A 23,700-nucleotide genomic window follows, 5' to 3' on the forward strand; every position below is an offset into this window, starting at 1 on the left:
TCAATTGAAAAAGTGAACCTGTCAGAGCGATTACTGCGCCGCCTGCTTACCCGGTTCCAGAGAATCCTTCATGATAATTTTGAGAAGAATTGGTGTGATCAAAGTGGTGACGATGACAACGAGAACGATCGGAGCAAATAGAGTGTCATCCAGCAGTCCGCACTGGTATCCTTTCTGTGCCACGATCAGGGCAACTTCACCCCTGGAAATCATGCCCACGCCAATCTGGAAAGATTGTTTATTTGTAAAATGACAAAATCTTGCTCCCAGACCGCAGCCGATGATTTTGGAGAAAATGGCAATCAGCAGCAAAATGATGGAAAAAGCAAAGATATCCATATTAAAGCCTGACAGCGAAGTTTTCAGTCCGATACCGGCGAAGAACACAGGGGAGAAGAATAAATAGGATGCGATCTCCAAACGACGTCCGACATATGGACCGATTTCCAGACTGCACAGAATAAGTCCGGCAAAATAAGCGCCGGTAATATCAGCGATACCAAATACAGTTTCTGAAATGTAAGCAAGAATCAGGCAGAAAGAGACGGCGAGAATCGCAACTCTTCGAAGCTGATTCCAGCGTTCCAGATACCACCGGAATTTGAAGACCACAAAAGCGATGGCCGCGATCATTACAAAATAAAGAACAATCTTTATCAGAACAATACTGATATGTACACTGGAATCCTGCAGGCTGGTAACGATAGTGAGGACAATGATGCCTAAAATATCGTCGATCACGGCGGCTCCCAGAATCGTTGTGCCGACTTTTCCTTTAAGACGGCCAAGCTCACGGAGTGTTTCCACGGTGATGCTGACGGAGGTTGCGGAAAGTACGACGCCCACAAAAACAGCCTTCAGACATTCTGTATATTCGTTGAGCGGTACATGAAAGAATAATGCGTACCCGACAAATCCGCCGAGTACCGGAACGATAACGCCCACAGTTGCCACAATAAAGGCTCCCAGCCAATTTTCCTTTAACTCTGAAAGATCTGTACCAAGTCCGGCAGAAAACATCAGGAAAATAACGCCCACCTCGGCGATACATTCAAGAAAGGTACCGGTGGTTCCTTCCAGGCTGATGATTCCCAGAAACGACGGGCCAAGGACAATGCCTGCTACCAGGGCGCCGACAACCTGAGGCATATGGACTTTTCGGGATACCATTCCAAGAAATTTGGTTGACAAAAGAATTATGGCGAGAAAAAGTAAAAAATTGTAAGACTCCATCTTAAGTTCCTCTTTTCCGTTATAAAATATGATAAAATAGAAAAAGAATAGCCAAAACGCAAAAAAATAAACAACAGCCAGGCAGTGAATGTCGTCTATTTTACCAAATAAAATGGGGTATTCATTTTTCCGTTAATCAGTATACTGCAAAAATATGGAGGCTGCAAGAGAAAATTTGACAAATATACATTATTTGAACTACATAGTGAAAGAAGAAGAGAGCGGCAGAGAGATTCTCTATTTTCTCCGGGAGAAAATGATGCTCACGACCCGTAAAATCCGCGCGCTGAAACGGGAATCCTGCGGGATTCTTCTTGACGGCATCCCGGTGACCGTCAGGGCAAAAGCGCAGAAAGGCCAGAAAGTGCAGGCGATGCTTAACGAATCAGAAAACGGTTCTTTTCCGGACACCGGAAGAATTCTTCCAACGGATATGGATCTGTCTGTCTTATACGAAGATGAAGACTTGCTGTTTGTCAACAAACCGCCGGGGCTTGTGTGCCATCCTTCAAAAGGCCACCGGACAGACACGCTCTGCAACGGCATCTGCGGTTATTTCAAGAAGACAGAGCAGAATGCCGGGATCCATCTTTTTGGGCGGCTGGATAAAGATACGTCAGGAATCGTCGGTATCGCCAAAAATAAGGTGACGGCGGAACGAATGACAGCACAAAGACTGCGCGGGCAGTTCCGGAAAGAATATCTGGCTCTGGTGTGGGGATGCCCGTTGCCGAAAACCGGCACTATTGACATTGTCATGGAAGAAGATCGGAGCAGCGGTTATCTGAAAATGTGGCAGGGAACCGGAGAAAGCGCAAAGCCTGCGGTCACCCACTATACGGTTATAAAAAGCGATATATCTGCAGCAAATCTATCAGGCTTAGATTTACCAGGCTTACCAGGCCGGCCCGGCCATCAGCCCCAGACTCACATGAGTCTCTGTCTCATAACCATCGAGACCGGGCGAACCCATCAGATCCGCTTTCATATGTCGGCCATGGGCTGCCCTCTGGTGGGGGATGCGCTCTATGGCGGCGCTGAGTCATGTGATGAAGCTATATCCGAAGGCGGCATGTTGTACGCCGGATATGAAGTATCTGGCAGCGCCGCATCGCAGAATATCACACGCGCGGCGCTCCACGCTCATCGGGTGAGCTTCATTCATCCCTTTACCGAGCAGGAGATAACGCTCACTGCGGCGCTTCCGGAGGATATGCGAAGCGTGGCTGAGACATTGAAGCCAATGGGAAAATAATGTTTTCATGAGAAAGACGATGCCAAGAGGTCGTGCCATGAGAATGATGCTGTTATAAAAAAGAGCCGGGAAAACATAAGACACAGGAGGATAAAATGAGACCACCGGAAATAGAACATTCCACAAAAGAAGAGCGGCGAAATTATATTGCCGAGACATTTCGCTGCCGTAATAACTGCGAGCTCTGCGGTATCTGCCAGGTGTACGGCGGAAAAGAGCCGCTGATCGTCTACGAGAATTATATCGAAGGAACAGAGGAATTTTACGAGATCGCCCGGAGATACCGGTGAGGATTTGTAAAATGCAGGTAAAAAGGTCATGACTATGAAATGCATAGAGTCATGACCTTTTTTCGGCAGAATATTTAATTTATTTTGAGGAGAACTCCGTCGTCACCAGATCCTGGTACGGTACGCGCTGGCTTAACTCCCCGGCTTCTTCCAGAATATCCTGGATCAGCGTGAAACTGTCTTCCTCAAAACAGGTATTGGTTTTGAAGCTGTCCTGTTCAGCGTAGCGACCAATGATTTTCGCGATGGTTTTTTCGTCGGTTTCTTTAAATTGAGGAGCAATGATCTCGGCAACTTCTGCCGCAGTATGCTCCTCCACATATTTCTGACCTTTTTCGATGGCGTTGATAAAGGACTGCAGCAGCTCTTTATTTTTAGACAGAAATGTTTTGGTGGTGCTGTAGGCAGTGTATGGCACGTAACCGCTCTCCGTTCCTACGGAAGCCACCACATAACCGGCGCCCTCTTCTTCAATCAGAGTGGCGGACGGTTCGAATTCTACGGTGTAATCACCGGTGCCGCCGACAAAGGCTCCGGAAGTGTTGGCAAAGTCGATGTTCTGCACCAGATTGACGTCCTTTTGCGGATCAATGTTATGTTTTTTCAGGACATATTCAAAGACCATCTCCGGCATGCCGCCAGGTCTGCCGCCGATCACCTCTTTACCGATGAGATCTTCCCACCGGAAGTCGGCGTCGTTGGTACGGCTGACCACAAAATTTCCCGCCCGCTGGGTGAGCTGTCCGAAGTTCACCAGATAATTTTCATTCCCTTCGTTATACTGATAAATGGTTGCCTCCGGACCCATCAGGGCGATATCTGCGTCGCCGCTTATGACGGCCGTGGCGCTCTTGTCGGCGCCAAAACCGGTGGTGACTTCCAGATTGATGCCCTCATCCTCAAAATATCCAAGCTCCATGGCCACATACTGCGGCGCATAAAAGATGGAATGGGCCACCTCATTTAACCGAAGAGTTTTCAGATTAGATTTCGGACTGCCGCAGCCGGAAAGGCTCACCGCAGCCGCCAGAACGGCAGCTCCCACGAGAAGAAAAGTGGCTGTCCAGCCTGTTTTTGTTCTGCCAGTAAGGTTGTGTTTCATCAATAATCCCTCATAACTCCAACTATGATTCTAAAACAGTGTATGCAAAAAAGTGGATTTCGTGCAGATTCCTTTCGGGAAAACCATGGAGGCGCCATATGAAAGACTAAAAAAAGAGAAAACTTTGTGATTATTGACTGAAGAAAATGAAAATAAAAGATAAGTTTTGGTTAATTCTTATAAAACACACTACCGACACAGGAGAATGTGTGATATACTATGTTCATGAATAAATATTAACATATGATCAGGAGGGATTACCATGGGAATTTATACAATGGAGAGCGGAAAAATGACGGTGACCGTGGCGGATTACGGCGCAGAGCTGGTCAACATTTTTGATAAACAGAATCAGAGAGAACTGATCTGGCAGGCAGACCCGACGTTCTGGAATCGTCATGCGCCGGTGCTGTTCCCGAATGTGGGCAAATATTACGGCGGAAGCTTTTCTTATAATGGAAAAGAATATCCGGAAGGACAGCACGGCTTTGCAAGAGACATGGCGTTTAAGAGAGTGGAAAGCGACGGAGACATGGTGCGACATCGTCTGGTGTCCAACGAAGAGACAAGAAAAAGATATCCGTTTGAATTTTTGTTCGATGTGACGCATCGCCTCAATGGAAATCGCCTGACCGTGGAATGGAAGGTGACCAACCGGGGAGATAAAACCATGTATTTTACCATCGGCGGCCATCCGGCCTTTCGTGTGGAAGTGCTCCCGGATACAAAGTTGGAAGATTATTTTCTGCAATTTGCGCCGGATGTGAATGAACTGTCATATATGCTTCTTGATACGGAGAGCGGCACAGCCATCGCTGACAAGAGCTGGCCGCTGGCGCTCAATGATCACAGGTATCGTCTGAGAAAAGACATGTTTGACAAGGATGCGCTGATTTTTGACGGCGGGCAGATTCAGTGGGCGGCCCTGGCTCTGCCGGATGGTTCTCCATATGTGGCTCTCGAGAGCAAAGATTTTCCGAACTTTGGCATCTGGTCAAAACCGGGCGCACCATATGTATGTCTGGAACCATGGTGCGGACGCTGTGACAACCGGGGCTTCGAAGGAGACATCTCCGAGAAGCCGGGCATTATCGCGCTGGAACCGGGGGAGACATTTGAGAAGTCGTATGATATTATTGTGTATTAAATTTTCCGCTTAAACAGATACTCTGACAGCCGGATCTTATCCGGATCTTCCGAGCTGTTTAAGAAGGTGACCTGTCCTTTGTGACCGTCGGCGCGCAGCAGCCCGGCGGTCTCGATACGGCGGCGAAGTTCTCTGGCGGTGCCGAAGCTTCCGTCAAAAATCTCCACGGACGGTCCTACGATGGCGCGGATTTCTTTTTTGACAAAAGGATAATGGGTACATCCCAGAACCACGCCGGTGAGATTTTTGTCGAGATAAGGGGTGATTTTTTCACGGAGATAGCTGTCAAGATCATCTCCGTCAAGATCCCCCTGTTCGACAAACTCCATCAGTCCCGGACAAGGCAGCGGGTAGATTTCCGCCTGATCGTCATAAAGGGCTTCCAGATTGTGAAACTTTTCTTCTTTTAAAGTAACCGGGGTTGCCATGACCAGAACCCGGGGATTATCACAAGCAAAAACAGCAGGTTTGATGGCCGGCTCCACGCCCACCAGAGGAACATCCGGGTACATGGTGCGCAGTATGGCCACGGCGGCGCTGGTGGCGGTGTTGCATGCCACAGCAATGGCCTTGGCGTGTTTATTTTCAATAAAGTCGGTGATTCGCTCGATGGTAAGGCGACGCACTTCTTCTGTGGTCTTTGTGCCGTAAGGAGCGTGCAGGGAGTCGCCAAAATATATGAAATCTTCTTCCGGCATCAGCCGGACCATTTCTTTCAGTACGCTGATGCCGCCCATGCCGGAATCAAAAACGGCGATCGGGTCAGTAATCTGTGCCATAATATCCTCCAAAAAGTACAAAACGCTGAGGACGACAGCTCGAACAGCCGGCTGTCTGTCCTGCAGGTACGGCATAAGATAGCCGTAAATCAGAATTTTTAACTCTTTTTTATCCAAAACATAAATAGTATAGTTTCTTTTTCTGCTGAAATCAAGTATAATCTGTACTTGAACACGGGGACAGCACACAAACGAAGTGGATATTGACTGAAGTCTCCGGGAACGTTTAATGATGAAGAAATGCATTTTATATAACCGAAGGGGATTATTATGGGAAAAAAGATTTTGGTGGTCAGCGATAACCACGGGAACCGGGCGAATCTCGAAGTGGCGCTGGATTTTATGAAAGGGAAAATAGACGCTCTGGTGCACTGCGGCGATTCGGAATTTACGCCGGATATGCTGCGGGGCATGACGAACTGTCCTGTTTATCTGGCAGAGGGAAACTGCGATTATTATTTTGCCGGGGACAGTGAGGACATTTTTGAGATGGAAGGTCACGTGTGCTTTGTCACACACGGCAATCAGTACGGCGTCAACTGGGGAGAGGATGAGCTCCTGGATAAGGCGCTTGAGATGGGAGCCGATCTGGTGTTTTACGGTCATACCCACGTGCCGGCCTACCATGTCTATGAGGAGGAAGGCGTGACGATCTTTAATCCGGGAAGCATTGCTCAGCCGCGACAGATGCCGCCTGTACCGAGCTTTCTTGTGGTGGAGTTTAAGGAAAACGGCGAAGTGGAACCGCATTTTTATAAATTGTAATATTGATTGGACGGCAATCTGGCATTGAAAAATAAATGGAATTGACCATTTGAGAAAATGCCAGATTATGTTATGATACGAGAGCGGAACAATGAAAAGCAGAATGGAGAATATTATGAGAAGACAAAAACGGGTGGCGGTCATCAACGATGTGACCGGTTTCGGGCGATGTGCCGCGGCGGTGGCACAGCCGATTATTTCCGCCATGAAGATACAGTGCTGTGTGGTACCAACAGCAATTTTATCGGTGCATACGGGATTTCCCGATTACTATCTGCATGATTTTACGCCGTATCTCAAATCCTATATTGACAGCTGGGAGAAAACAGGCATTGCCTTTGACGGTATCAGTTCCGGATTTATCGGTTCCAGAGAGCAGATTTCTCTGGTAGTTGATTTTTTTGAACGGTTTAAGAAGGAGGATACGCTGGCGGTTGTGGATCCGGTGATGGGCGATTACGGTAAGCTGTATTCTTCTTATACTGATGAGATGTGTCAGGAAATGAAGCGATTGCTGCCGTTTGCGGACGTTTTAACACCGAATCTCACGGAAGCCTGCCGGATGCTGGATCTGGATTATCACAATGTGGATATGTCTCCGGAATCCCTGAATGATATCAGCCGGGCGCTGAGCGAGCAGGGACCGGGAAGAGTGGTCATCACCGGATTGCAGCAGGGAGAACGTATCTTTAATTATGTTTATGAGAAAAATAAAAATGCAAAGTTTATCGCTACCAGAAAGATCGGCGGCGACCGTTCCGGAACGGGAGATGTCTTTGCTTCCATCGTCACCGGAGCATTGATGCAGGGAGACGATTTTGAGAAGGCTGTGCGGCGGGCCATTGCATTTCTTGATAAAGCCATTGCATTTACTGTGCGGCAGAATCTGCCGTGGAACTACGGCATTTGTTTTGAAGAATATTTGAAGGAACTGTAAAACAACGGCGGCATATGTTTTGCAGAATACCGAAAGGAGTTGTAGAAAATGATATTATATACGGTAAAAAACGGCGTGTATTATAATCTGGAGGATTTCCGCCAGGATCTGTCTGATCTGGGAGAAAACGGATTTCCCAACAAAATTTATATCAATATGACCAATCGCTGCTCCTGCGCATGTACATTTTGTCTGCGAAGCCTGAAGGAGTTTAACGAGCACAACAGCCTGTGGCTTCGGGAAGAGCCGACGGTGGACGAGGTGAAGGCGGAGTTTGAGAAGTACGACTGGTCCCATGTGGCAGAGATCATCTTCTGCGGGTTCGGAGAGCCGACCATGCGCCTTGACGATATGGTGAAAGTGGGCGCCTGGTTAAAGAGCGTGCATCCGGAGATTCCGATTCGGGTCAATACCAACGGCCTGTCGGATCTGGTATTTGAAAAACCTACTGCGCAGTGCCTGAAAGGAATCGTGGATACGGTGTCCATCAGTCTTAATTCTTCCGATGCGCAGAAATATGTGGACGTCACACGGAATCAATTTGGTCTCAAATCCTATCAGGCGATGATTGATTACGCCAAAGACTGTCAGAAATACGTGCCAAATGTGGTGATGACCGTCGTGGATATCATCGGCGAAGAGGAAGTGGCGGCCTGCCGGAAGGTCTGCGACGACAACGGGCTGTTTCTGCGGGTTCGTCCGTATGAAGCAAACTGACCGGCGCAGCCGAAGTCATAATTTCATATGCATAGTTTCCCCGGAAACACAGATACTACCTCCGTAAGGAGGTATTTTTTTTATGTCTTATATCGGAAAGAAAGTTTGTGAATTTGAATTACAGGCCTACGCGAAAGACAGCTTTCAGACGCTGACAAGAAATGATCTGACGGGACATTGGTCTGTTCTTTTTTTCTATCCGGCGGATTTCACCTTTGTGTGTCCGACGGAGCTGGAGGACTTGCAGGACAAATACGAGGAGTTTAAGAAGATGGACTGTGAGGTGTACGGCATCTCCTGTGATTCCCATTTTGTGCATAAGGCGTGGCACGACCATTCTGAGCGTATCGGAAAGCTTACCTATCCGCTGATTGCGGATCCCACCGGCCTGCTGGTGAGGGATCTGGACATTATGATCGAGAAGGACGGTATGGCGGAACGGGGAACGTTTATCCTGAATCCTGACTGTGAGATCACCGCCTATGAAGTCATCGCAGGAAATGTGGGAAGAAATGCTGAGGAGATCGTCCGCCGGGTGCAGGCGCTGCAGTTTGTGGCGGAGCACGGAGATGACGTGTGTCCGGCAAAATGGAAGCCGGGCGAGGAAACTTTGAAACCGGGCATTGATTTAGTGGGGATTTTGTAATGGCAGAAAAACATCAGACAGTGATTATCGGAGGCGGCCCGGCGGGGCTTACGGCAGCCATCTATTTGAGGAGGGCGGGCTATGAGGTGCTGGTGCTGGAAAAAGAGGAGGAAGGCGGGCAGATCCGTATCTCCGAGGAAGTGGTCAACTATCCCGGTGTGGAGCGCACCGACGGAGAGACGCTCATGGAGACCATGCGGCGGCAGGCTGTGAATTTCGGTGCCCAGATCCGCCGGGAAAATGTCATCAGCGCTTCGCTCACCGACAGCGTGAAGGTCATTCAGACCGAGAGGAATCATTACGAAGCGCCGGTCATCATTTACGCCGCAGGCTCTGTGCCGAGGAAGCTGGATTTCCCGGGCGAGAGCGAGTTCGCCGGCCGGGGAATCGCCTACTGCGCCACCTGCGACGGAGAATTATTTACCGACAAACCGATTTTTGTGGTGGGCGGCGGCTATGCCGCAGCGGAGGAAGCAATTTATCTGACCCGCTATTCAAAGCCGGTGATGATGATTGTCCGGGAGCCGGATTTTACCTGCGCCAAAAAGCTTGCCGACACGGTGAAGGCGCACCCGGATATTAAGATTGAGTACAATACGGAGATTGTCCGGGTGGAGGGCGATACTTCGGTGAAGAAAATTGTCTTTAAAAATGCGCTGAGCGGCAAGGAGTGGAACTTTGAGAATACAGATACCATCGGCATCTTTATCTTTGCCGGATATCTGCCGCAGACGGATATTGTAAAAAAACAATTAATCTGTGACATGCAGGGCTATCTGCTCACCGACGACGGAAAACGCACCAACGTGGAAGGCGTGTACGGGGCCGGAGATGTGTGTCAGAAACGGCTTCGCCAGCTGGTGACCGCAGTTGCCGACGGCGCGGTGGCGGCGGAGACCATTGTGGCCGATTATCCGCTGGATCAGCTGGCGTCATGTGTCGGACCAGACGGGAAGGACGCAGACGGTAAACCACAGAACAAAACCGGCGCGGACAGCCGGGCCGCCGGACAGGACACCCTGATCGCTAATGTGCGCAGCCAGATTCAGGGCCAGGAGGAGAAAAAGCTTTATACCGGGCAGGAAGAACCGGCAGTCATGGACAGACACAAGGAGATGCGATCATCGGTACAGCAGGCAGCTATGCATTTGTCCGAACAGATGGAAGGTGTTCTTCGTCCGGATTCCCGGTTTAAAGACATTTACTCGGAGATCAAAGAGGTGGAAAGCCGCTTTGAGACTATTCCGGAGTGTCGGGTGTCGCTGGATGATTCCGGGACTTCGGAGCAGGTGCGCGCCTTTATGGAGGAGCTGGAGGAGGCTATGCCGAAGGTGCATATTTATTATGAGGAGACAGGTGTGTCAGGGAGCCGCGAGAAAAGCGCCGGGGGAGAAGCCGAAGCTGCCGGCGGCCCCATTGTGCCCGCCATCAGCATTTCTTCAAAGAACGGCGAGCGAACGGGGATGTTCTTTCATGGAACGCCGGGCGGTCACGAATTTTCCAGCTTTCTGTCGGCACTCTATCAGGCGGCGGGACCGGGAAAGCCGCTGATGGATGACATTCTCACGCAGGTCAAGTCGATACGGACGCCGGTGCGGCTGGATGTGGGAGTGACCCTTTCCTGTACCAAATGTCCGGAGCTGGTGAGCAGCGCCATGATGGTCGCCGCCCACAGCCCGAAGGTGGAGGTGCATATCGTGAATCTGGCGCAGTTTCCGGAGTTCAAGGAGAAGCATCAGGTCTACAGTGTTCCATTTCTTATGGTTAACGGCGAAAAGGCTTATTATGGAAAGAAAAGTGTGGAGGAGCTGATGAAGATCATTGGGGACGCCATCGGAAAGGAGGTCGTATAGTGTGAAAAGGGATGATAAAAGAAAAATTGTTCTGGTGGGAACCGGCATGGTGGGTATGAGTTACGCCTATGCGCTGCTCAATCAGAATCTCTGTGACGAGCTGGTGCTCATTGATATCGACAAAAAAAGAGCGGAAGGTGAAGCCATGGATTTGAATCATGGCGTGGCTTTCAGCGGCGGCAATATGGAAATCTACGCTGGACAGTACAAGGACTGCGGGGACGCGGATCTGGTGGTATTGACAGCGGGGCTGCCTCAGAAGGAGGGGCAGAGCCGTCTGGATCTGCTGAAAGAAAACCGGAAAGTATTCCAGTCTATTCTGGAGCCGGTGCTTGACAGCGGCTTTCACGGCATCTTTCTGGTGGCTACCAACCCGGTGGACATCATGGCGAGGATCGTCTATGAGATCAGCGGCTTCCCTCCGGGACAGGTGGTGGGAACCGGAACGGCCCTGGACACCGCAAGACTCCGTTACCTGTTGGGTGAAAAATTTATCATTGACCCGAGAAATATGCACGCTTACGTGATGGGAGAACATGGAGACAGCGAATTTGTGCCGTGGAGTCAGGCGATGATGGCGACGAAACCTATTTTTGACCTGTGCAGCGAGACAGAAGGCTGTCATTTTCAGGAGTTGCTGGAGATTGAGGAGGAGGTGCGCATGGCCGCCTATAAGATTATCGAAGCAAAGCGTGCCACCTATTATGGTATAGGAATGGCAATGGCGCGGATCACAAAAGCCATTCTGGGAAATGAGTACAGCGTGCTTACGGTATCGGCTCTGCTGCAGGGAGAATACGGGGAACATGGCGTTTTTATCGGAATCCCCTGCGTGGTGAACCGAATGGGAGTCAGCCGGATTGTGGAACTCACTTTAAGTGCGGAGGAAAAACAGAGACTGCATTTATCCTGCGAAACGCTTAATGAGACTTATCAGGATCTGGCGTAGGGCAGCTTCTGGCAAAGCTGTCTCGGTATGATTTTAGTATGGTTTCAGGATGTATTTTCTTCCGCGGGAGCATCTGCATGAATTTTTTTTACAAAAGCAGGCAAACTTTTTCGTTTTGTGCTATACTAGGTTACTGACATATTTATATTTTAGTGAAGGAATGTGTCAGCGCACTGTATTGCGAATCATTCATCACTGCATACATATGCAGTGATGAATTACCGCATGGGGGAGGAAGCCTGTAAAGAGGAAATTAGTCTATAAAAATAAGTCTATAATAAGTATGGAAGGAGTCAACATGGATTATTTACTGGATGTACATACTCATACAATAGCCAGCGGACATGCATATAACAGTATGATGGAGATGGCGAAAGCCGGATTTGAGAAAGGGCTAAAATTGCTGGGCATTACAGAACACGCACCGATGATGCCGGGAAGCTGCAGCAATATGTATTTTCACAATTTAAAAGTTGTGCCGAGATCCCTGTGCGGCATTGAGGTGATGCTTGGTGCGGAGCTTAATATACTGGATTATGACGGACATGTGGATCTGGATGACCATGTGCTGCGGCAGCTTGACATAAAGATTGCCAGCCTCCACAGTGTGTGTATTCTGCCGGGAACCAGAGAGGAGAACACCAGGGCGGTGCTCGGAGCTATTCGTAATCCTATGATCGATATCATCGGTCATCCGGATGACGGCATCTATCCGCTTGATTATGAGCCAATCGTGGAAGCTGCCAGAGAGACGAATACTCTTCTGGAAGTAAATAATAATTCTCTGAATCCCATGGGAGCCAGAAAGAATACCCGGGGGAATCTGATTACCATGCTGGAACTTTGCAAACAATATGAACAGCCGGTGATCATGAACAGCGATGCGCATGTATTCGCTGATGTGGGGCGCCGGGATTTTTCAGAAGAGCTGATCCGGGATCTGGATTTTCCTGAAGAACTGATCGTGAATCGTTCCGTGGGCGTGTTTAAAGATTATATAAATAAGAAATATCAGAAATAGGGGGAAAGCGATATGGGAAAAAATGTACATACACCGGAGGTAGAGAAGCTGTTAAAGGGAATCCTCTGCCTGGAAAATGTGGAAGAATGTTACGCCTTTTTTGAGGATCTTTGTACGATCAATGAGCTGCTTTCTCTCGGACAGAGATTTGAGGTGGCAAATATGCTGAGAAATCACCGCACTTATAATGAGGTGGCGGAAGAAACGGGGGCATCCACAGCGACCATCAGCCGTGTCAACAGGTGTTTAAATTATGGCACTGACGGATATGATCTGGTGATCCGGCGGCTGAAGGAGAGAGAAGAGCAGCAGGAAGATTGATTTCAAAATCAAACAATCAATGCAGAAGAAATGTATTGTCGGCAAAAAGAAAAATACCGCTCATACAGCCATGCAGACGGAAAAGGTACATCTGCCTGCGGCCGTGCAGCGGTATTTTTTTATCTATTCTGTTTTATTGTTCTTGGAACTTTTTTTGGCTTTTTTCTCCGCCGGGCTATTCTTCTGGCGGCGGCAGTCGATGATCTTCTCAATGGCCTGTTTCCTGACATAAATGTCATAGCACAGCTTATAAATAAAAATGAGATCATCCAGATATTCGCCGTCTTCTTCGGAAGGGGAAAAGGCAGCAAAAGAGTTTCTGGAATTCTCCCAGTCTGAAAGAATCTGTTTTTCTATGTCGGGATGCCTGTCGGATGTTTCAGATAAAAGCTTGTCATAAATGTCTTTCAGCGACAGGCCATTTTCAGTATTGGCCGGAAAATATTCCTTTGTCAACGGCTCCAGGATACTCTGGATGTCCGTGATGGACAACATGTTTTTCAGCCGGTATATGAGAATCAGAAGAAAAATATGCTCTCTGGAATATTTTTTCTTCACCGAAGGAGGAAGAAGATGATTCTTCGTATAATTGTTGATCATGGTTTTTGTCATGATTTTGTCTTCAGGGTATCTCCTGGAATCTGCCAGATGTGTATCCATGAAAGTCGTTATCTGATCCATGTACAGGTCAATGTTGGGAATATCCGCCGATGGGACGGATGATACCTGCAGCAGGGAAAGCAGCCAGTCATTTGTATTTTTATTCAAAAAATCGCCTCCGTCATTATTAGTATGCCGTCATGTGCCTGGGGCAGTGAATAGTCATCAGGGACATGATATCTATATTATATTGTTTTTATTACCAGATGACAAGGAAAAGTGAGAAATTTTTCTTTCTGGTTTTGTGAGAAATTTTTCTTTCTGGTTTTAGAGTGACATCCCCGGTCTGGTATTGTATAATTGAGATACTGTACTGCGGGAAGATGTGTTCCCGCTCTGACAGCTCATGATACTGGTATTTTTAGAAAGCAGACAGGAGGAGATTATGGGTCTTTTCAGCGGACAATTTGCCAACGTGGTAGAATGGCAGGAAACAAGAGACGACGTGATTTTTTATAAATGGAACAATGATGAGATCAAGAGGGGGTCCCGGCTGATTATCCGCCCGGGGCAGGACGCCATATTTATGTATAACGGAAGAACGGAGGGGATTTTCCGGGAAGAAGGAAACTATGATATTGAGTCGGATATTATTCCGTTTCTTTCCACATTGAAAGGATTTCGTTTTGGATTCAACAGCGGACTGCGGGCAGAAGTCCTTTTCATCAATACGAAGGAATTTAATATGCGCTGGGGGACGAAGCAGGCGGTGAATCTGCCGCATCCGTCCCTTCCGGGAGGCATGCCGGTCCGCGCCAACGGAACCTTCCAGTTCAAGGTGGGCGATTATGAGGTGCTCATCGAGAAGGTTGCCGGAATCAAAAAGCAGTTTACAACGGAAGAGGTCAGAGACCGGGTGCTGTCCCACCTCGATCAGCTTCTTTTGCAGTGGATGGTGAAGGAAGGAAAGGATATGTTTAATCTCCAGGCCAACGCCGCTGAGATTTCAGATGGCATTATGGCGGATCTGGACCGGGAATTGTCAGATATCGGTCTTTCTATGACCGGTTTTCAGATCAATTCTGTGAGCTATCCGGAAGAGGTGCAGGAGATGATCAATAAGGTGGCCAGCCAGAGCATGGTCGGCGATATGAACCGGTATCAGCAGATGGCGGTACTGGATTCCATGACCGCCGGCAACGCCCAGGGCGGGCAGATGGCGGCAGATATGGCGTCTATGCAGATGGGAATGATGATGGGACAGCAGATCGTAAATCAGATGACCCAGACGCAGCAGGGAGGCGGCGCGCAGAACGTTTCCGGCCCTAACTTCTGCCCGAACTGCGGACAGAAAGCGGGCGGAGCAAACTTCTGCCCGAACTGCGGTCAGAAATTAAAGTAACAGCACAACAGAAAGGAAGTCTATGAGCATTTATGATACTTTAAATAAAGAACAGAGGGAGGCGGTATTCTGTACCGAAGGCCCTCTCTTGATGCTGGCGGGAGCAGGAACCGGAAAGACCCGGTCACTGACCCACCGCATCGTACATTTAATTGAGGAGGAGGGGGTGAACCCCTGGAACATCCTTGCCATCACCTTTACCAACAAGGCGGCGGAGGAGATGCGGGAGAGAGCGGTAAGTCTGGTGGGACCAGGCTCGGAGAATCTGTGGATCAGTACATTTCATGCCACATGCAGCCGGATTCTCAGAAGGCACGCTGATCTGCTGGGCTACAACAGAAGTTTTACCATCTATGACGCCAGCGACCAGAAGTCCCTGATGAAGGAAGTCTTAAAGTCCATGAACGTTGACACGAAGCAGTTCCCGGAGAAGGCGGTGCTTTCTGCCATCTCCGCGGCCAAGGACGAGTGCAAGTCGCCTCTTGACTACCGGAATGACTGTGGAGATAACTACCGGGATATCCGAATCAGTGAGATTTACGAGGAATACCAGAAGCGTCTCAAAGAAAATGACGCCATGGATTTTGACGATCTTCTCGTGAAGACCGTGGAGCTGTTTCAGTCGTATCCGGATGTTCTTGATTATTATCAGGAGCGGTTCCGCTATATCATGGTGGACGAGTATCAGGATACCAACACGGTGCAGTTTATGCTGGTGAAGCTCCTTGCCTCCAAATACCGCAATCTCTGCGTGGTGGGTGACGACGACCAGTCCATTTACCGGTTCCGGGGAGCCAATATTTTCAATATCCTGAATTTTGAGAAATATTTTCCGGACGCCCATGTGATCCGTCTCGAACAGAATTACCGTTCCACCCAGAACATTTTAAATGCCGCCAACGGCGTCATTGTCAATAATAAAGGACGGAAGGAGAAGAAACTCTGGACAGAAAATGTACCGGGCGAGCTGGTGCATTTCAAGCAGTATGACTCCGAATACGATGAGGCGGAGGGTGTGGTATCCTACATTAATTTCCTCGCCATGCGGGGCGTGCCTTACGAGGATATGGCGATTTTATACCGGACCAATGCCCAGTCCCGTATCTTCGAGGAGAAGCTTAAGCAGCGGGCAATCCCTTACGCCATCGTCCGGGGCATCAGTTTCTATGACCGGAAAGAGATCAAGGATCTGATGGCCTATCTGAAGGTGGTGGACAACGGAAACGACGACCTGGCGGTCAAGAGAATCATCAATGTGCCGAAACGGGGCATCGGCCAGACCACGGTGGACAGAATCCAGAATTACGCCATCGTGCACCAGATCAGCTTCCTTGAGGCGGTATTCCGGGCAGATTCCATTCAGGAGCTGGGAAGAGCCGCTTCCAAGATTAAAAAATTCGGCGAGATGATCCGGAATTTCCGGGACTACGCCATGGAAAACGATATCAGCGAGCTGATGCTTTACATACTGGACGTGACCGGTTATAAAAATGAGCTGGAGATGGAAGGGACAGACGAGGCAAGAAGCCGTCTCGAGGACATCGATGAGCTCATCAATGATATCGTATATTTTGAGGAGAACAATGAAGACCCGACTCTCACGGATTTTCTGGTGGAAAAAGATATGTACACCCTCAATGCAGGCATTGATAATCTGGAAGAGAGTTCCAATAAGGTGCTTCTCATGACTCTCCATAACGCCAAAGGTCTGGAGTTCGCCAATGTATTCCTGGGAGGTATGGAGGAAGGAGTCTTTCCGGGATACGGAGCCATGATCTCCGGCGATGAATCGGAGATCGAGGAAGAGCGGCGTCTCTGCTATGTGGGCATTACCCGGGCAAAGGAGCGCCTTTATTTAAGCGCGGCCAGACGGAGAATGCAGAGGGGGCAGGCGCAGTATAACCGGGTATCAAGATTTGTGGATGAGATTCCGGAGGAATATCTGGACCGGGCTAAGAAGACTCCTGCGGAGGACAGGAGAGACAAGGCTATGGAACAGGCGTCCTCGCATCAGTATGCTTACGGCACGAAGGGCGTGAAGCCGTATTATCTGGATGATTTCAAAGTCAAACCTCTGTCTTCCCTGGATTATGCCGTGGGCGACCGGGTGAAACATATCAAATTCGGCGAGGGCACCGTGGCGGATATCGTCCATGGCGGGAAGGACTTCGAGGTATCCGTGGATTTTGACAGAGTGGGCCGCAAGAAGATGTTCGCATCTTTTGCAAAATTGAAAAAAGTGAAATAATGTATTGGTAAAGAGTCCTTTTGCGTGATATAATAAAAGAAAACAGCAAGGAGGTACACGAACATGAAAAATATCGACGAATTAATTGGAGTAGCAAAGTTATCCAATCTGATGAACAGCCGGAAGGAAGAGGAAGAATCCAGAAAGATTTTATGGGTTCTTGCCATCATCGGGGCTGTTGCCGCAGTGGCAGGAATTGCAGCTCTGGTTTATAAATATTTATCCCCGGATTATCTGGATGATGTGGATGAAGACTTCGATGATTTCGATGACGATTTTTTCGATGACGAGGACGAAGCGGAAGATACTGCCGATGATGCAGAGGAAGCAACAGAAGAATAAGTGTTGATATTGGCGATATGAGCTGCCGTAACAGTTTGTCCGATGCATCACAGATGCGGGGCGCGGGTTACGGCAGTTTTGCTTGTCTGCGCAAAGAGTTTTCATATATATTGCGGGAAATCTTCTCTGCAACAAGGAACTTCTATTTGTTTAAATTGTCTGAAAAATATATATAATTAAAAAATTAGAAAAAAGATGAAAAAAACTGTTGACATTTATTTGAGGCTGTTATATAATGCTATTTGTCAACGCGAGAGCGGCTGACAGACAACAGCATCGGGGTGTGGCTCAGCTTGGCTAGAGCGCTTGATTTGGGATCAAGAGGCCGCAGGTTCGAATCCTGTCACCCCGATACCCTTGCGGGTGTAGTTCAATGGTAGAACACTAGCCTTCCAAGCTAGATACGTGGGTTCGATTCCCATCACCCGCTTCTGCTTTGAGCAGAAGAACAATTTATATTGTTTCATCATAATACGTGTCCGTAGCTCAGCTGGATAGAGCAACGGCCTTCTAAGCCGTGGGTCGGGGGTTCGAATCCCTTCGGGCACGTTTGTCAGGCTGTCCTGACTATGGTGGGTGTGGCGCAGTTGGTTAGCGCGCCAGATTGTGGCTCTGGAGGCCGAGGGTTCGAATCCCTCTACCCACCTTAATGGGCTATCGCCAAGCGGTAAGGCACAGGACTTTGACTCCTGCATTCGCTGGTTCGAATCCAGCTAGTCCAGTTGGACCGCAGATTCGAATTTCTGCGGCTGCAATGAGTAAGGCCCGGGCGCTGTGCTCATTTTTTTGTTATATGGAGAATTCATTGTGGGATATTAGCTCAGTTGGTAGAGCACTTGACTTTTAATCAAGTTGTCCGGGGTTCGAATCCCCGATGTCTCATTGGAAATCGTTGCCGCAGCAGCGATTTCTCTTTTTGTCAACAACAGAATATGCCGGGGTGTGGCTCAGCTTGGCTAGAGCGCTTGATTTGGGATCAAGAGGCCGCAGGTTCGAATCCTGTCACCCCGATTGTTCGCGGGTGTAGTTCAATGGTAGAACACTAGCCTTCCAAGCTAGATACGTGGGTTCGATTCCCATCACCCGCTTTGTTGTTATTTTTATAGATTTTACTGCCGGGAAGGGATTGCCCTGCAATATTATTATGCGGATATGGCGGAATTGGCAGACGCGCCAGATTTAGGTTCTGGTGGGGCACCCGTGCAGGTTCAAGTCCTGTTATCCGCATTTCTGACGCGCCCGAGAGATTTGTTCAGACAGCTCTCGGGTTTTTTGCGCTGTGGAAAGAAGGAGAGCGATATGAGCGATAAGCAGAGAGTTTATATCTGGGATAATCTGAAATGTTTTTTGATGATTTCAGTTGTTCTTGGACATTTTGTAAATCAGTACCCGGATTCTTCCTTTATGAGGAGTATGTCCATTATTATTTATTCCTATCATATGCCTCTTTTTATTTTTGTGGCGGGGCTGCTGCAGAAAAGATGGACCAGGGAACGACCGTTCCGGTGGGACAAACCGGTGTATTATATTATCCTGGGTTATCTGCTGAAAGTACTGATTTATGCCATCAAGACTGCCTTTGGCAAAGACGCTGTTTTTTCTTTGTTTACAGATACGGGAATCCCATGGTATATGTTTGCCATGGCGGCTTACATGGTGATCGCATATGTGATCAGGAAGAAAAATCCCAAAGTGTGCCTGCCTGTTTCTGTGATTCTGGCCCTTTTAGCCGGCTATGTGGACGGAATCGGGAGCTTCCTGTATATATCAAGGATTCTTGTGTTCTTTCCATTTTATTATGCGGGATATCTGCTGGATTCAGATACTGTTCTCGCCTTTACAAGAAAGAAATGGCTTCGCCTGTGCGCGGTTGCAGTGCTTGCTGCCGGCCTTTTTATCAGTTTTTACTGGATTGATGATATTTTTTCCATTATCCGTATGTTTACGGGAAGAAACGCCTATGCGTTTATCCGTGTGGCCGGCTGCGGACTGCAGCACCGTCTGCTTTGCTATGTGATTACAGTGCTTGTGAGTACGGCCCTTATCAGCCTGATGCCGGGACGCAGAATCCGGCTGGCGGAAGCGGTAGGCAGCCGGACGCTTCAGATTTATTTCTGGCACCGTCTGATTCTCTATGTCATGATGTATTCGGGATTCTGTGATGCCGTCCGGTCGGGATGCGGAAACTACTGGATTCCGGTATATCTGTTGATTGCGGTGCTTCTGACTTTTGTTCTGTCTTTGGACTTTTTTGGGTGGCCTCTCCGGAAAATCAAGGATCTGCAGATGCGGATTCGCGATGCTATGTAATAAATACTGTTTTATAAAAAGATTTCCCCCTCGGTGGCATAATGTGCACGCTGCATGCTAATGCCGCAGAGGGGGTTTTTCTTTGACATAAAAGTGTTTCAGCGACAGATAAAAACCTATTCCCTGTTCTGACGTATTCTTCCGTACATAGTGAGCATGTAAATGCCGGAGATACCGACCAGATCATAGATAAGCCGGGTGAAGAAGCTGGAATCTCCAAATAAAGCGGAGACAAGATTGAACTGAAAGAGTCCGATTAATCCCCAGACAACAGCGCCTATGATAGTGAGTGTCAAAGCGATATAGTCAATCCATTTCATATATATTCTCCTTTCTGTGTTCTGTTATCCAGTATATCCAAAAGGCGGGAAAATAATCACTGACAAAACAAAAATAAAATTTGAATGGTATAGATAAAGAAAAAATGTGGATAATAAGGAAGAATCAAAATGAAAGGAGATTTTTATAATGAGACTGAAAAAAAGCGTGATGATCATGCTGTTTCTTTTGACGGCCGCCTTTGCTGTTTCCGGCTGTGGAAATAATGCGGATACGCAGGAAAGCACAGCTGCTTCCGGGACGACGGAGCAAAAAAACGATGAAAATTCCCCGGAAAATATGACGGGAACGGAAGATAAAGTTGGTAAAGATACGGTGGGAGACGCTGCGGACGATGTTGGAGATGCTGCAAAAGATATCGCAGACGGAGCAGGGGATGCTGCGAAAGATATCGTGGAGGGGGCTGGTGAAGCGGCCGATGATGTGGCGGATGGCGTCGGAGATGCCATAGATAATCTGGGCGGCGGTTCCTTTGACAGTTATGATGATGCAAAAACCTACCTTCTTGAAAAACTTAAGAAGGACAATTCCGGCGCAAATTATGAAGTCAGAGATGAAATAAAAGATCTCACAGCCTACAATAACAATGATTCCGGAGCGGAAGGATATCAGTTCTCTGTTTATGAAACAGACGGAAACGAAAAAATTGGCATTTATTATGTAGATAAAGATACTGGGAAAATTTATCGTTATATGGGAAAGAATTCCATTGAGGCATATTGACCGGAATATGGAAAATACTGCGGGCAGACCGGGCAGTTTCCGGTCTGCTCTGGCGCAGAGCGCTCTAAAACATCGCCCACCCCTGGAAATGTAAAAAAAAGTAAAAAAATATAATATTTTACTGGAAAAATATGGAATATGTGTTATTATAGTATTTGTAAATAATAAATAATAACAGGAGGAAGGGGTATGATGAATTTTGAAGAGTTCCTGTGCTATGTGGAGGAACATATTTTAAAAGGATGGAAGGAAAATGCGGAAGTCAGAATACAGGAGACAAAAAAGAATAACGGGATTACATATCAGGGGTTGTCCATCAGAGAGATGGAGGAAATGGTAGCTCCCTGTATTTATCTGGAAGAGTTTTATGATTTATATCAAAGGAGCGGGGATCTGGAGGAGGTAATGGAGAAGATCCGGCAGGAATATCAGTGGGCCATGGAACGTTCTGCTCTTTATGAGATGAATGTTCTGCAGTACGATCGCATCCGTAAAAAAATCATTTTTCGTCTGGTTAATTATGAGAAGAACAGGGAGATTCTTGAAGACTGTCCCTGTATACAGATGCATGATCTGGCATTGACCTTCCGGTGGGTGGCGCACACAGATTCCATCGGAATTTCCACAGCTCTGATCACGAACCGGGAGCTTGCGTTGTGGAGGATCTCTCTGCATGAGCTGCTGCTGGTTGCCCGGGAGAATACCCGGAGGCTGTTTCCTCCGCGTATTATGGATATGGACAGCTTTCTCGTGGAATCCGGCAGGGGCAAGCCTCCGCTGATGCCGGGAAAGATCATGTATATCATGACCAACGAACAGCAGATCAATGGAGCGACCGTGCTCGTTTACGACGGCGTTCTCCGTCAGTTTGCGGATAAAATAAAGGAGGATTTCTATGTTCTGCCAAGCAGTATCCATGAGCTGATCCTGGTGCCGGCCAGTCAGTTTGCCGATGCGGGACGACTTTTTGAGATGGTAAGAGAAGCGAACGATACCATTGTATTGCCGGTAGACTATTTATCCGACTCTGTCTATTATTATAATAGAAGAAAAGATCAGCTGACTCTGGCGGCTTCCGATGCATAGCGAAGAGAAGGCGGAAGAATTCTTTCGATTTTTAAAAAATAACAAGGCGGACTTGATATGTCATAGGGATATTGTTATACTGATACAAAAAGGATAAAATGGAAAAGATTGGAAGGTGCTTTGATGAAACGATGGCAGATAGGTTTGAACATCATAGGGGAGATATTATTTTTTTTAATCGCTGCAGTGCTGCTGGTATTGATCGTTCCGCGGCTGCTTGGATTTTTCTGGCCCTTTGTGGCAAGCTGGCTGCTGGCGATGCTGGCGGCGCCTCTCTGCAATTTTCTGGAGAAGCATATTCGCCTGAATAAACAATGGGCGTCGGCGCTCATCATCATACTGGTGCTTTTGATTTTGGCGGGCTGCGGTTATCTGCTGATTACCAAGCTGGGAAGAGAGATGATATCTTTTCTTTCCGATGCGCCTTCCTATTATCGCTATGTCAGCAATACTATTGAGATCATAAGTGACAAGATAAATAATATTGTTGCTCCGATATCCGGTGATTTCGGCAGTCAGATAGAGACGGCTTTTGATGATCTGCTCCTGCAGGCGGGAGCTATGGTCAATAACTTTGCTCCGAGGGGAGTGGAGTTTTTAGGCAGCGCTGCCGCCAATATCACCAATGGGCTTGTCGGTACGCTGGTGATGATCGTGGCCGCTTATTTCTTCATTGCCGAGAGGGAGAAAATTGCGCAGCAGATGATTCGGCTGGTTCCAGCAGATATGGAAGAACATGTAAAAAATATTAAGAGCAGGCTGGTATCCGCTCTGGGCGGATTCCTTCTGGCTCAGTTTAAGATCATGTTTATCATCTTTTTGATTCTGCTGGCAGGACTTTTGATTCTGCGCAACCCGTATGCGCTGTTTCTTGCCCTGCTGATCTCTTTTCTGGATCTTCTTCCCATACTGGGAACGGGAACCGTGCTGATACCCTGGGCTGTCATTGTGTTTTTCAGCGGGCATTTCCGCCAGGGAGTGGTTCTGCTGATAATCTATGTCATCTGTCTGATTACGAGACAGGTTCTGCAGCCGAAGATCATCGGGGACAGCATCGGTATGGGTACGCTGACTACGTTGTTTTTGATTTATACGGGATTTAAGCTGCAGGGAGTGCCGGGGATGATACTTGCGCTTCTGCTGGGGACTATCGCTGTCACCCTGTATCGGCTTGGACTTTTTGATTCCAAGATAAAGAGACTCCATTATCTGGTTGATGCATACCGCCATTATGATGACCGTTGTGTTTATGAAGAAAAGCAAAAACGCGACGAAAAGAGATAATTTTCAGAAAATTATGTCGATATAATTCAATAGTCGGAATTTGTGTTGACTTGAATTATCCTTTGTGCTAAGATGTGGGTGCCTGTCGGAGAACAGACGGGAAGTATATAAGATGGAGGTATTCCGATGTTGAAGGGAACAGTAAAATGGTTCAATAATCAAAAGGGGTATGGATTTATCCAGGACGAGAATGGAAAGGATATTTTTGTACATTATACCGGACTTGATATGGAAGGTTTTAGATCCCTGGATGAAGGAAACAAGGTGGAGTTCGATCTTGTGGAAGGTGAAAAGGGGCTTCAGGCTTCCCATGTGGTAAAGACAGAGGATTGATGTTCAGGCTTGCGGGAA

General features: G+C 47.9%; 24 protein-coding genes and 9 tRNA genes. 28 read left to right on the forward strand and 5 right to left on the reverse strand.

Annotated features, from left to right (window positions below):
- Positions 1-30: 30 nt before the first annotated feature.
- Positions 31-1,233 (reverse strand): cation:proton antiporter, encoded by a 1,203-nt coding sequence (locus tag B5F87_RS10540; RefSeq protein WP_087280813.1) that lies wholly within the window; start codon positions 1,231-1,233, stop codon positions 31-33.
- Positions 1,234-1,408: 175 nt separating this feature from the next.
- Here B5F87_RS10540 and B5F87_RS10545 point away from each other — a divergent pair, with 175 nt between their 5' ends.
- Positions 1,409-2,488, forward strand: coding sequence for an RluA family pseudouridine synthase (locus tag B5F87_RS10545; RefSeq protein WP_158097024.1), 1,080 nt, complete (start codon positions 1,409-1,411; stop codon positions 2,486-2,488).
- A 95-nt stretch (positions 2,489-2,583) separates the two neighbouring features.
- Positions 2,584-2,778, forward strand: coding sequence for a hypothetical protein (locus B5F87_RS10550; RefSeq protein WP_087280817.1), 195 nt, complete (start codon positions 2,584-2,586; stop codon positions 2,776-2,778).
- Positions 2,779-2,857: 79 nt separating this feature from the next.
- On the opposite strand, the gene B5F87_RS10555 is transcribed toward B5F87_RS10550, so the two are convergent.
- Positions 2,858-3,880, reverse strand: coding sequence for an ABC transporter substrate-binding protein (locus B5F87_RS10555; RefSeq protein ID WP_087280819.1), 1,023 nt, complete (start codon positions 3,878-3,880; stop codon positions 2,858-2,860).
- A gap of 262 nt (positions 3,881-4,142) precedes the next feature.
- Between B5F87_RS10555 and B5F87_RS10560 the strand changes: the two genes are divergently transcribed.
- Complete coding sequence (locus B5F87_RS10560; protein ID WP_087280821.1) at positions 4,143-5,027, forward strand: aldose 1-epimerase family protein; 885 nt, start codon at positions 4,143-4,145, stop codon at positions 5,025-5,027.
- Here B5F87_RS10560 and murI read toward each other — a convergent pair.
- Positions 5,024-5,806 (reverse strand): glutamate racemase, encoded by a 783-nt coding sequence (murI, locus tag B5F87_RS10565; protein WP_087280925.1) that lies wholly within the window; start codon positions 5,804-5,806, stop codon positions 5,024-5,026. The two genes, B5F87_RS10560 and murI, sit on opposite strands and share 4 nt — an antisense overlap.
- Positions 5,807-6,076: 270 nt before the next feature.
- Between murI and B5F87_RS10570 the strand changes: the two genes are divergently transcribed.
- The 8 genes from B5F87_RS10570 to B5F87_RS10605 all read left to right on the forward strand — a co-directional run bounded on the left by B5F87_RS10570 (position 6,077) and on the right by B5F87_RS10605 (position 13,015).
- Positions 6,077-6,571: a metallophosphoesterase gene (locus B5F87_RS10570; protein WP_087280823.1), complete on the forward strand. Its 495-nt coding sequence runs from the start codon at positions 6,077-6,079 to the stop codon at positions 6,569-6,571.
- Between the two features lie 115 nt (positions 6,572-6,686).
- Positions 6,687-7,508, forward strand: a complete 822-nt coding sequence (locus B5F87_RS10575; protein WP_087280927.1) for a pyridoxamine kinase — start codon at positions 6,687-6,689, stop codon at positions 7,506-7,508.
- A gap of 48 nt (positions 7,509-7,556) precedes the next feature.
- A complete protein-coding gene (locus tag B5F87_RS10580) occupies positions 7,557-8,225 on the forward strand; it encodes a TatD family nuclease-associated radical SAM protein (RefSeq protein ID WP_087280826.1) in 669 nt (222 codons plus the stop codon).
- Positions 8,226-8,307: 82 nt separating this feature from the next.
- Positions 8,308-8,871, forward strand: coding sequence for an alkyl hydroperoxide reductase subunit C (gene ahpC, locus B5F87_RS10585; protein WP_087280828.1), 564 nt, complete (start codon positions 8,308-8,310; stop codon positions 8,869-8,871).
- Positions 8,871-10,724: an FAD-dependent oxidoreductase gene (locus B5F87_RS10590; protein WP_087280830.1), complete on the forward strand. Its 1,854-nt coding sequence runs from the start codon at positions 8,871-8,873 to the stop codon at positions 10,722-10,724. Before ahpC ends, B5F87_RS10590 begins: the two co-directional genes overlap by 1 nt.
- Position 10,725: 1 nt before the next feature.
- A complete protein-coding gene (locus tag B5F87_RS10595; RefSeq protein ID WP_087280832.1) occupies positions 10,726-11,673 on the forward strand; it encodes an L-lactate dehydrogenase in 948 nt (315 codons plus the stop codon).
- Between the two features lie 298 nt (positions 11,674-11,971).
- Positions 11,972-12,694, forward strand: a complete 723-nt coding sequence (locus B5F87_RS10600; RefSeq protein ID WP_087280929.1) for a phosphatase — start codon at positions 11,972-11,974, stop codon at positions 12,692-12,694.
- 12 nt (positions 12,695-12,706) lie between these two features.
- Positions 12,707-13,015 (forward strand): YerC/YecD family TrpR-related protein, encoded by a 309-nt coding sequence (locus B5F87_RS10605; RefSeq protein ID WP_087280834.1) that lies wholly within the window; start codon positions 12,707-12,709, stop codon positions 13,013-13,015.
- A 123-nt stretch (positions 13,016-13,138) separates the two neighbouring features.
- On the opposite strand, the gene B5F87_RS10610 is transcribed toward B5F87_RS10605, so the two are convergent.
- The gene (locus tag B5F87_RS10610) at positions 13,139-13,783 is read right to left on the reverse strand and encodes a DUF1836 domain-containing protein (RefSeq protein WP_242964401.1); all 645 of its coding nucleotides are present in this window, start codon (positions 13,781-13,783) and stop codon (positions 13,139-13,141) included.
- 277 nt (positions 13,784-14,060) lie between these two features.
- Here B5F87_RS10610 and B5F87_RS10615 point away from each other — a divergent pair, with 277 nt between their 5' ends.
- From B5F87_RS10615 to B5F87_RS10675, 13 genes are all read left to right on the forward strand, one after another.
- Positions 14,061-15,017: an SPFH domain-containing protein gene (locus tag B5F87_RS10615; protein ID WP_087280836.1), complete on the forward strand. Its 957-nt coding sequence runs from the start codon at positions 14,061-14,063 to the stop codon at positions 15,015-15,017.
- Between the two features lie 22 nt (positions 15,018-15,039).
- Positions 15,040-17,265 (forward strand): DNA helicase PcrA, encoded by a 2,226-nt coding sequence (gene pcrA / locus B5F87_RS10620; RefSeq protein ID WP_087280838.1) that lies wholly within the window; start codon positions 15,040-15,042, stop codon positions 17,263-17,265.
- Between the two features lie 63 nt (positions 17,266-17,328).
- Positions 17,329-17,607, forward strand: coding sequence for a DUF4366 domain-containing protein (locus B5F87_RS10625; RefSeq protein ID WP_087280840.1), 279 nt, complete (start codon positions 17,329-17,331; stop codon positions 17,605-17,607).
- 277 nt (positions 17,608-17,884) lie between these two features.
- Positions 17,885-17,959 (forward strand) — tRNA-Pro (locus tag B5F87_RS10630).
- A gap of 7 nt (positions 17,960-17,966) precedes the next feature.
- Positions 17,967-18,037 (forward strand) — tRNA-Gly (locus B5F87_RS10635).
- A 45-nt stretch (positions 18,038-18,082) separates the two neighbouring features.
- Positions 18,083-18,156: transfer RNA gene (locus tag B5F87_RS10640), tRNA-Arg, on the forward strand.
- Positions 18,157-18,179: 23 nt separating this feature from the next.
- A tRNA-His gene (locus B5F87_RS10645) sits at positions 18,180-18,253 on the forward strand.
- Between the two features lie 4 nt (positions 18,254-18,257).
- Positions 18,258-18,329, forward strand: a tRNA-Gln gene (locus tag B5F87_RS10650).
- Between the two features lie 87 nt (positions 18,330-18,416).
- Positions 18,417-18,489, forward strand: a tRNA-Lys gene (locus B5F87_RS10655).
- 54 nt (positions 18,490-18,543) lie between these two features.
- A tRNA-Pro gene (locus tag B5F87_RS10660) sits at positions 18,544-18,618 on the forward strand.
- 6 nt (positions 18,619-18,624) lie between these two features.
- Positions 18,625-18,695 (forward strand) — tRNA-Gly (locus B5F87_RS10665).
- 58 nt (positions 18,696-18,753) lie between these two features.
- Positions 18,754-18,834, forward strand: a tRNA-Leu gene (locus tag B5F87_RS10670).
- Positions 18,835-18,906: 72 nt separating this feature from the next.
- On the forward strand, positions 18,907-19,917 hold the full coding sequence (locus B5F87_RS10675; RefSeq protein WP_087280842.1) for an acyltransferase family protein: 1,011 nt from the start codon (positions 18,907-18,909) through the stop codon (positions 19,915-19,917).
- Between the two features lie 116 nt (positions 19,918-20,033).
- On the opposite strand, the gene B5F87_RS10680 is transcribed toward B5F87_RS10675, so the two are convergent.
- Positions 20,034-20,237 carry a DUF378 domain-containing protein gene (locus tag B5F87_RS10680; protein WP_162609371.1) on the reverse strand — a complete coding sequence of 68 codons (204 nt, stop codon included), beginning with the start codon at positions 20,235-20,237 and terminating at the stop codon, positions 20,034-20,036.
- 148 nt (positions 20,238-20,385) lie between these two features.
- Between B5F87_RS10680 and B5F87_RS10685 the strand changes: the two genes are divergently transcribed.
- The 4 genes from B5F87_RS10685 (at position 20,386) to B5F87_RS10700 (ending at position 23,682) form a co-directional block, all read left to right on the forward strand.
- Entirely contained in the window at positions 20,386-20,979 is a 594-nt protein-coding gene (locus tag B5F87_RS10685; RefSeq protein WP_087280845.1) for a hypothetical protein, read from the forward strand.
- Positions 20,980-21,168: 189 nt separating this feature from the next.
- Entirely contained in the window at positions 21,169-22,065 is an 897-nt protein-coding gene (locus tag B5F87_RS10690) for a DUF5688 family protein (RefSeq protein WP_087280847.1), read from the forward strand.
- Between the two features lie 123 nt (positions 22,066-22,188).
- Positions 22,189-23,349 (forward strand): sporulation integral membrane protein YtvI, encoded by a 1,161-nt coding sequence (gene ytvI / locus B5F87_RS10695; protein WP_087280849.1) that lies wholly within the window; start codon positions 22,189-22,191, stop codon positions 23,347-23,349.
- A gap of 129 nt (positions 23,350-23,478) precedes the next feature.
- Positions 23,479-23,682, forward strand: a complete 204-nt coding sequence (locus B5F87_RS10700) for a cold shock domain-containing protein (protein ID WP_343215757.1) — start codon at positions 23,479-23,481, stop codon at positions 23,680-23,682.
- The last annotated feature ends 18 nt before the right edge of the window (positions 23,683-23,700 follow it).

Source organism: Eubacterium sp. An3, from assembly GCF_002159465.1.
Classification (GTDB): domain Bacteria; phylum Bacillota; class Clostridia; order Lachnospirales; family Lachnospiraceae; genus Anaerobutyricum; species Anaerobutyricum stercoris.

Excerpts from the sequence above, each read along its gene's own strand:
- B5F87_RS10600 (WP_087280929.1), top strand. The coding sequence starts at position 11,972 with ATGGATTATTTACTGGATGTACATACTCATACAATAGCCAGCGGACAT.
- B5F87_RS10680 (WP_162609371.1), bottom strand. The coding sequence starts at position 20,237 with ATGAAATGGATTGACTATATCGCTTTGACACTCACTATCATAGGCGCT.
- ahpC (WP_087280828.1), top strand. The coding sequence starts at position 8,308 with ATGTCTTATATCGGAAAGAAAGTTTGTGAATTTGAATTACAGGCCTAC.
- ytvI (WP_087280849.1), top strand. The coding sequence starts at position 22,189 with ATGAAACGATGGCAGATAGGTTTGAACATCATAGGGGAGATATTATTT.
- B5F87_RS10615 (WP_087280836.1), top strand. The coding sequence starts at position 14,061 with ATGGGTCTTTTCAGCGGACAATTTGCCAACGTGGTAGAATGGCAGGAA.
- murI (WP_087280925.1), bottom strand. The coding sequence starts at position 5,806 with ATGGCACAGATTACTGACCCGATCGCCGTTTTTGATTCCGGCATGGGC.
- B5F87_RS10575 (WP_087280927.1), top strand. The coding sequence starts at position 6,687 with ATGAGAAGACAAAAACGGGTGGCGGTCATCAACGATGTGACCGGTTTC.
- pcrA (WP_087280838.1), top strand. The coding sequence starts at position 15,040 with ATGAGCATTTATGATACTTTAAATAAAGAACAGAGGGAGGCGGTATTC.
- B5F87_RS10590 (WP_087280830.1), top strand. The coding sequence starts at position 8,871 with ATGGCAGAAAAACATCAGACAGTGATTATCGGAGGCGGCCCGGCGGGG.
- B5F87_RS10685 (WP_087280845.1), top strand. The coding sequence starts at position 20,386 with ATGAGACTGAAAAAAAGCGTGATGATCATGCTGTTTCTTTTGACGGCC.
- B5F87_RS10580 (WP_087280826.1), top strand. The coding sequence starts at position 7,557 with ATGATATTATATACGGTAAAAAACGGCGTGTATTATAATCTGGAGGAT.
- B5F87_RS10550 (WP_087280817.1), top strand. The coding sequence starts at position 2,584 with ATGAGACCACCGGAAATAGAACATTCCACAAAAGAAGAGCGGCGAAAT.
- B5F87_RS10570 (WP_087280823.1), top strand. The coding sequence starts at position 6,077 with ATGGGAAAAAAGATTTTGGTGGTCAGCGATAACCACGGGAACCGGGCG.
- B5F87_RS10555 (WP_087280819.1), bottom strand. The coding sequence starts at position 3,880 with ATGAAACACAACCTTACTGGCAGAACAAAAACAGGCTGGACAGCCACT.
- B5F87_RS10625 (WP_087280840.1), top strand. The coding sequence starts at position 17,329 with ATGAAAAATATCGACGAATTAATTGGAGTAGCAAAGTTATCCAATCTG.
- B5F87_RS10540 (WP_087280813.1), bottom strand. The coding sequence starts at position 1,233 with ATGGAGTCTTACAATTTTTTACTTTTTCTCGCCATAATTCTTTTGTCA.
- B5F87_RS10605 (WP_087280834.1), top strand. The coding sequence starts at position 12,707 with ATGGGAAAAAATGTACATACACCGGAGGTAGAGAAGCTGTTAAAGGGA.
- B5F87_RS10675 (WP_087280842.1), top strand. The coding sequence starts at position 18,907 with ATGAGCGATAAGCAGAGAGTTTATATCTGGGATAATCTGAAATGTTTT.
- B5F87_RS10690 (WP_087280847.1), top strand. The coding sequence starts at position 21,169 with ATGATGAATTTTGAAGAGTTCCTGTGCTATGTGGAGGAACATATTTTA.
- B5F87_RS10560 (WP_087280821.1), top strand. The coding sequence starts at position 4,143 with ATGGGAATTTATACAATGGAGAGCGGAAAAATGACGGTGACCGTGGCG.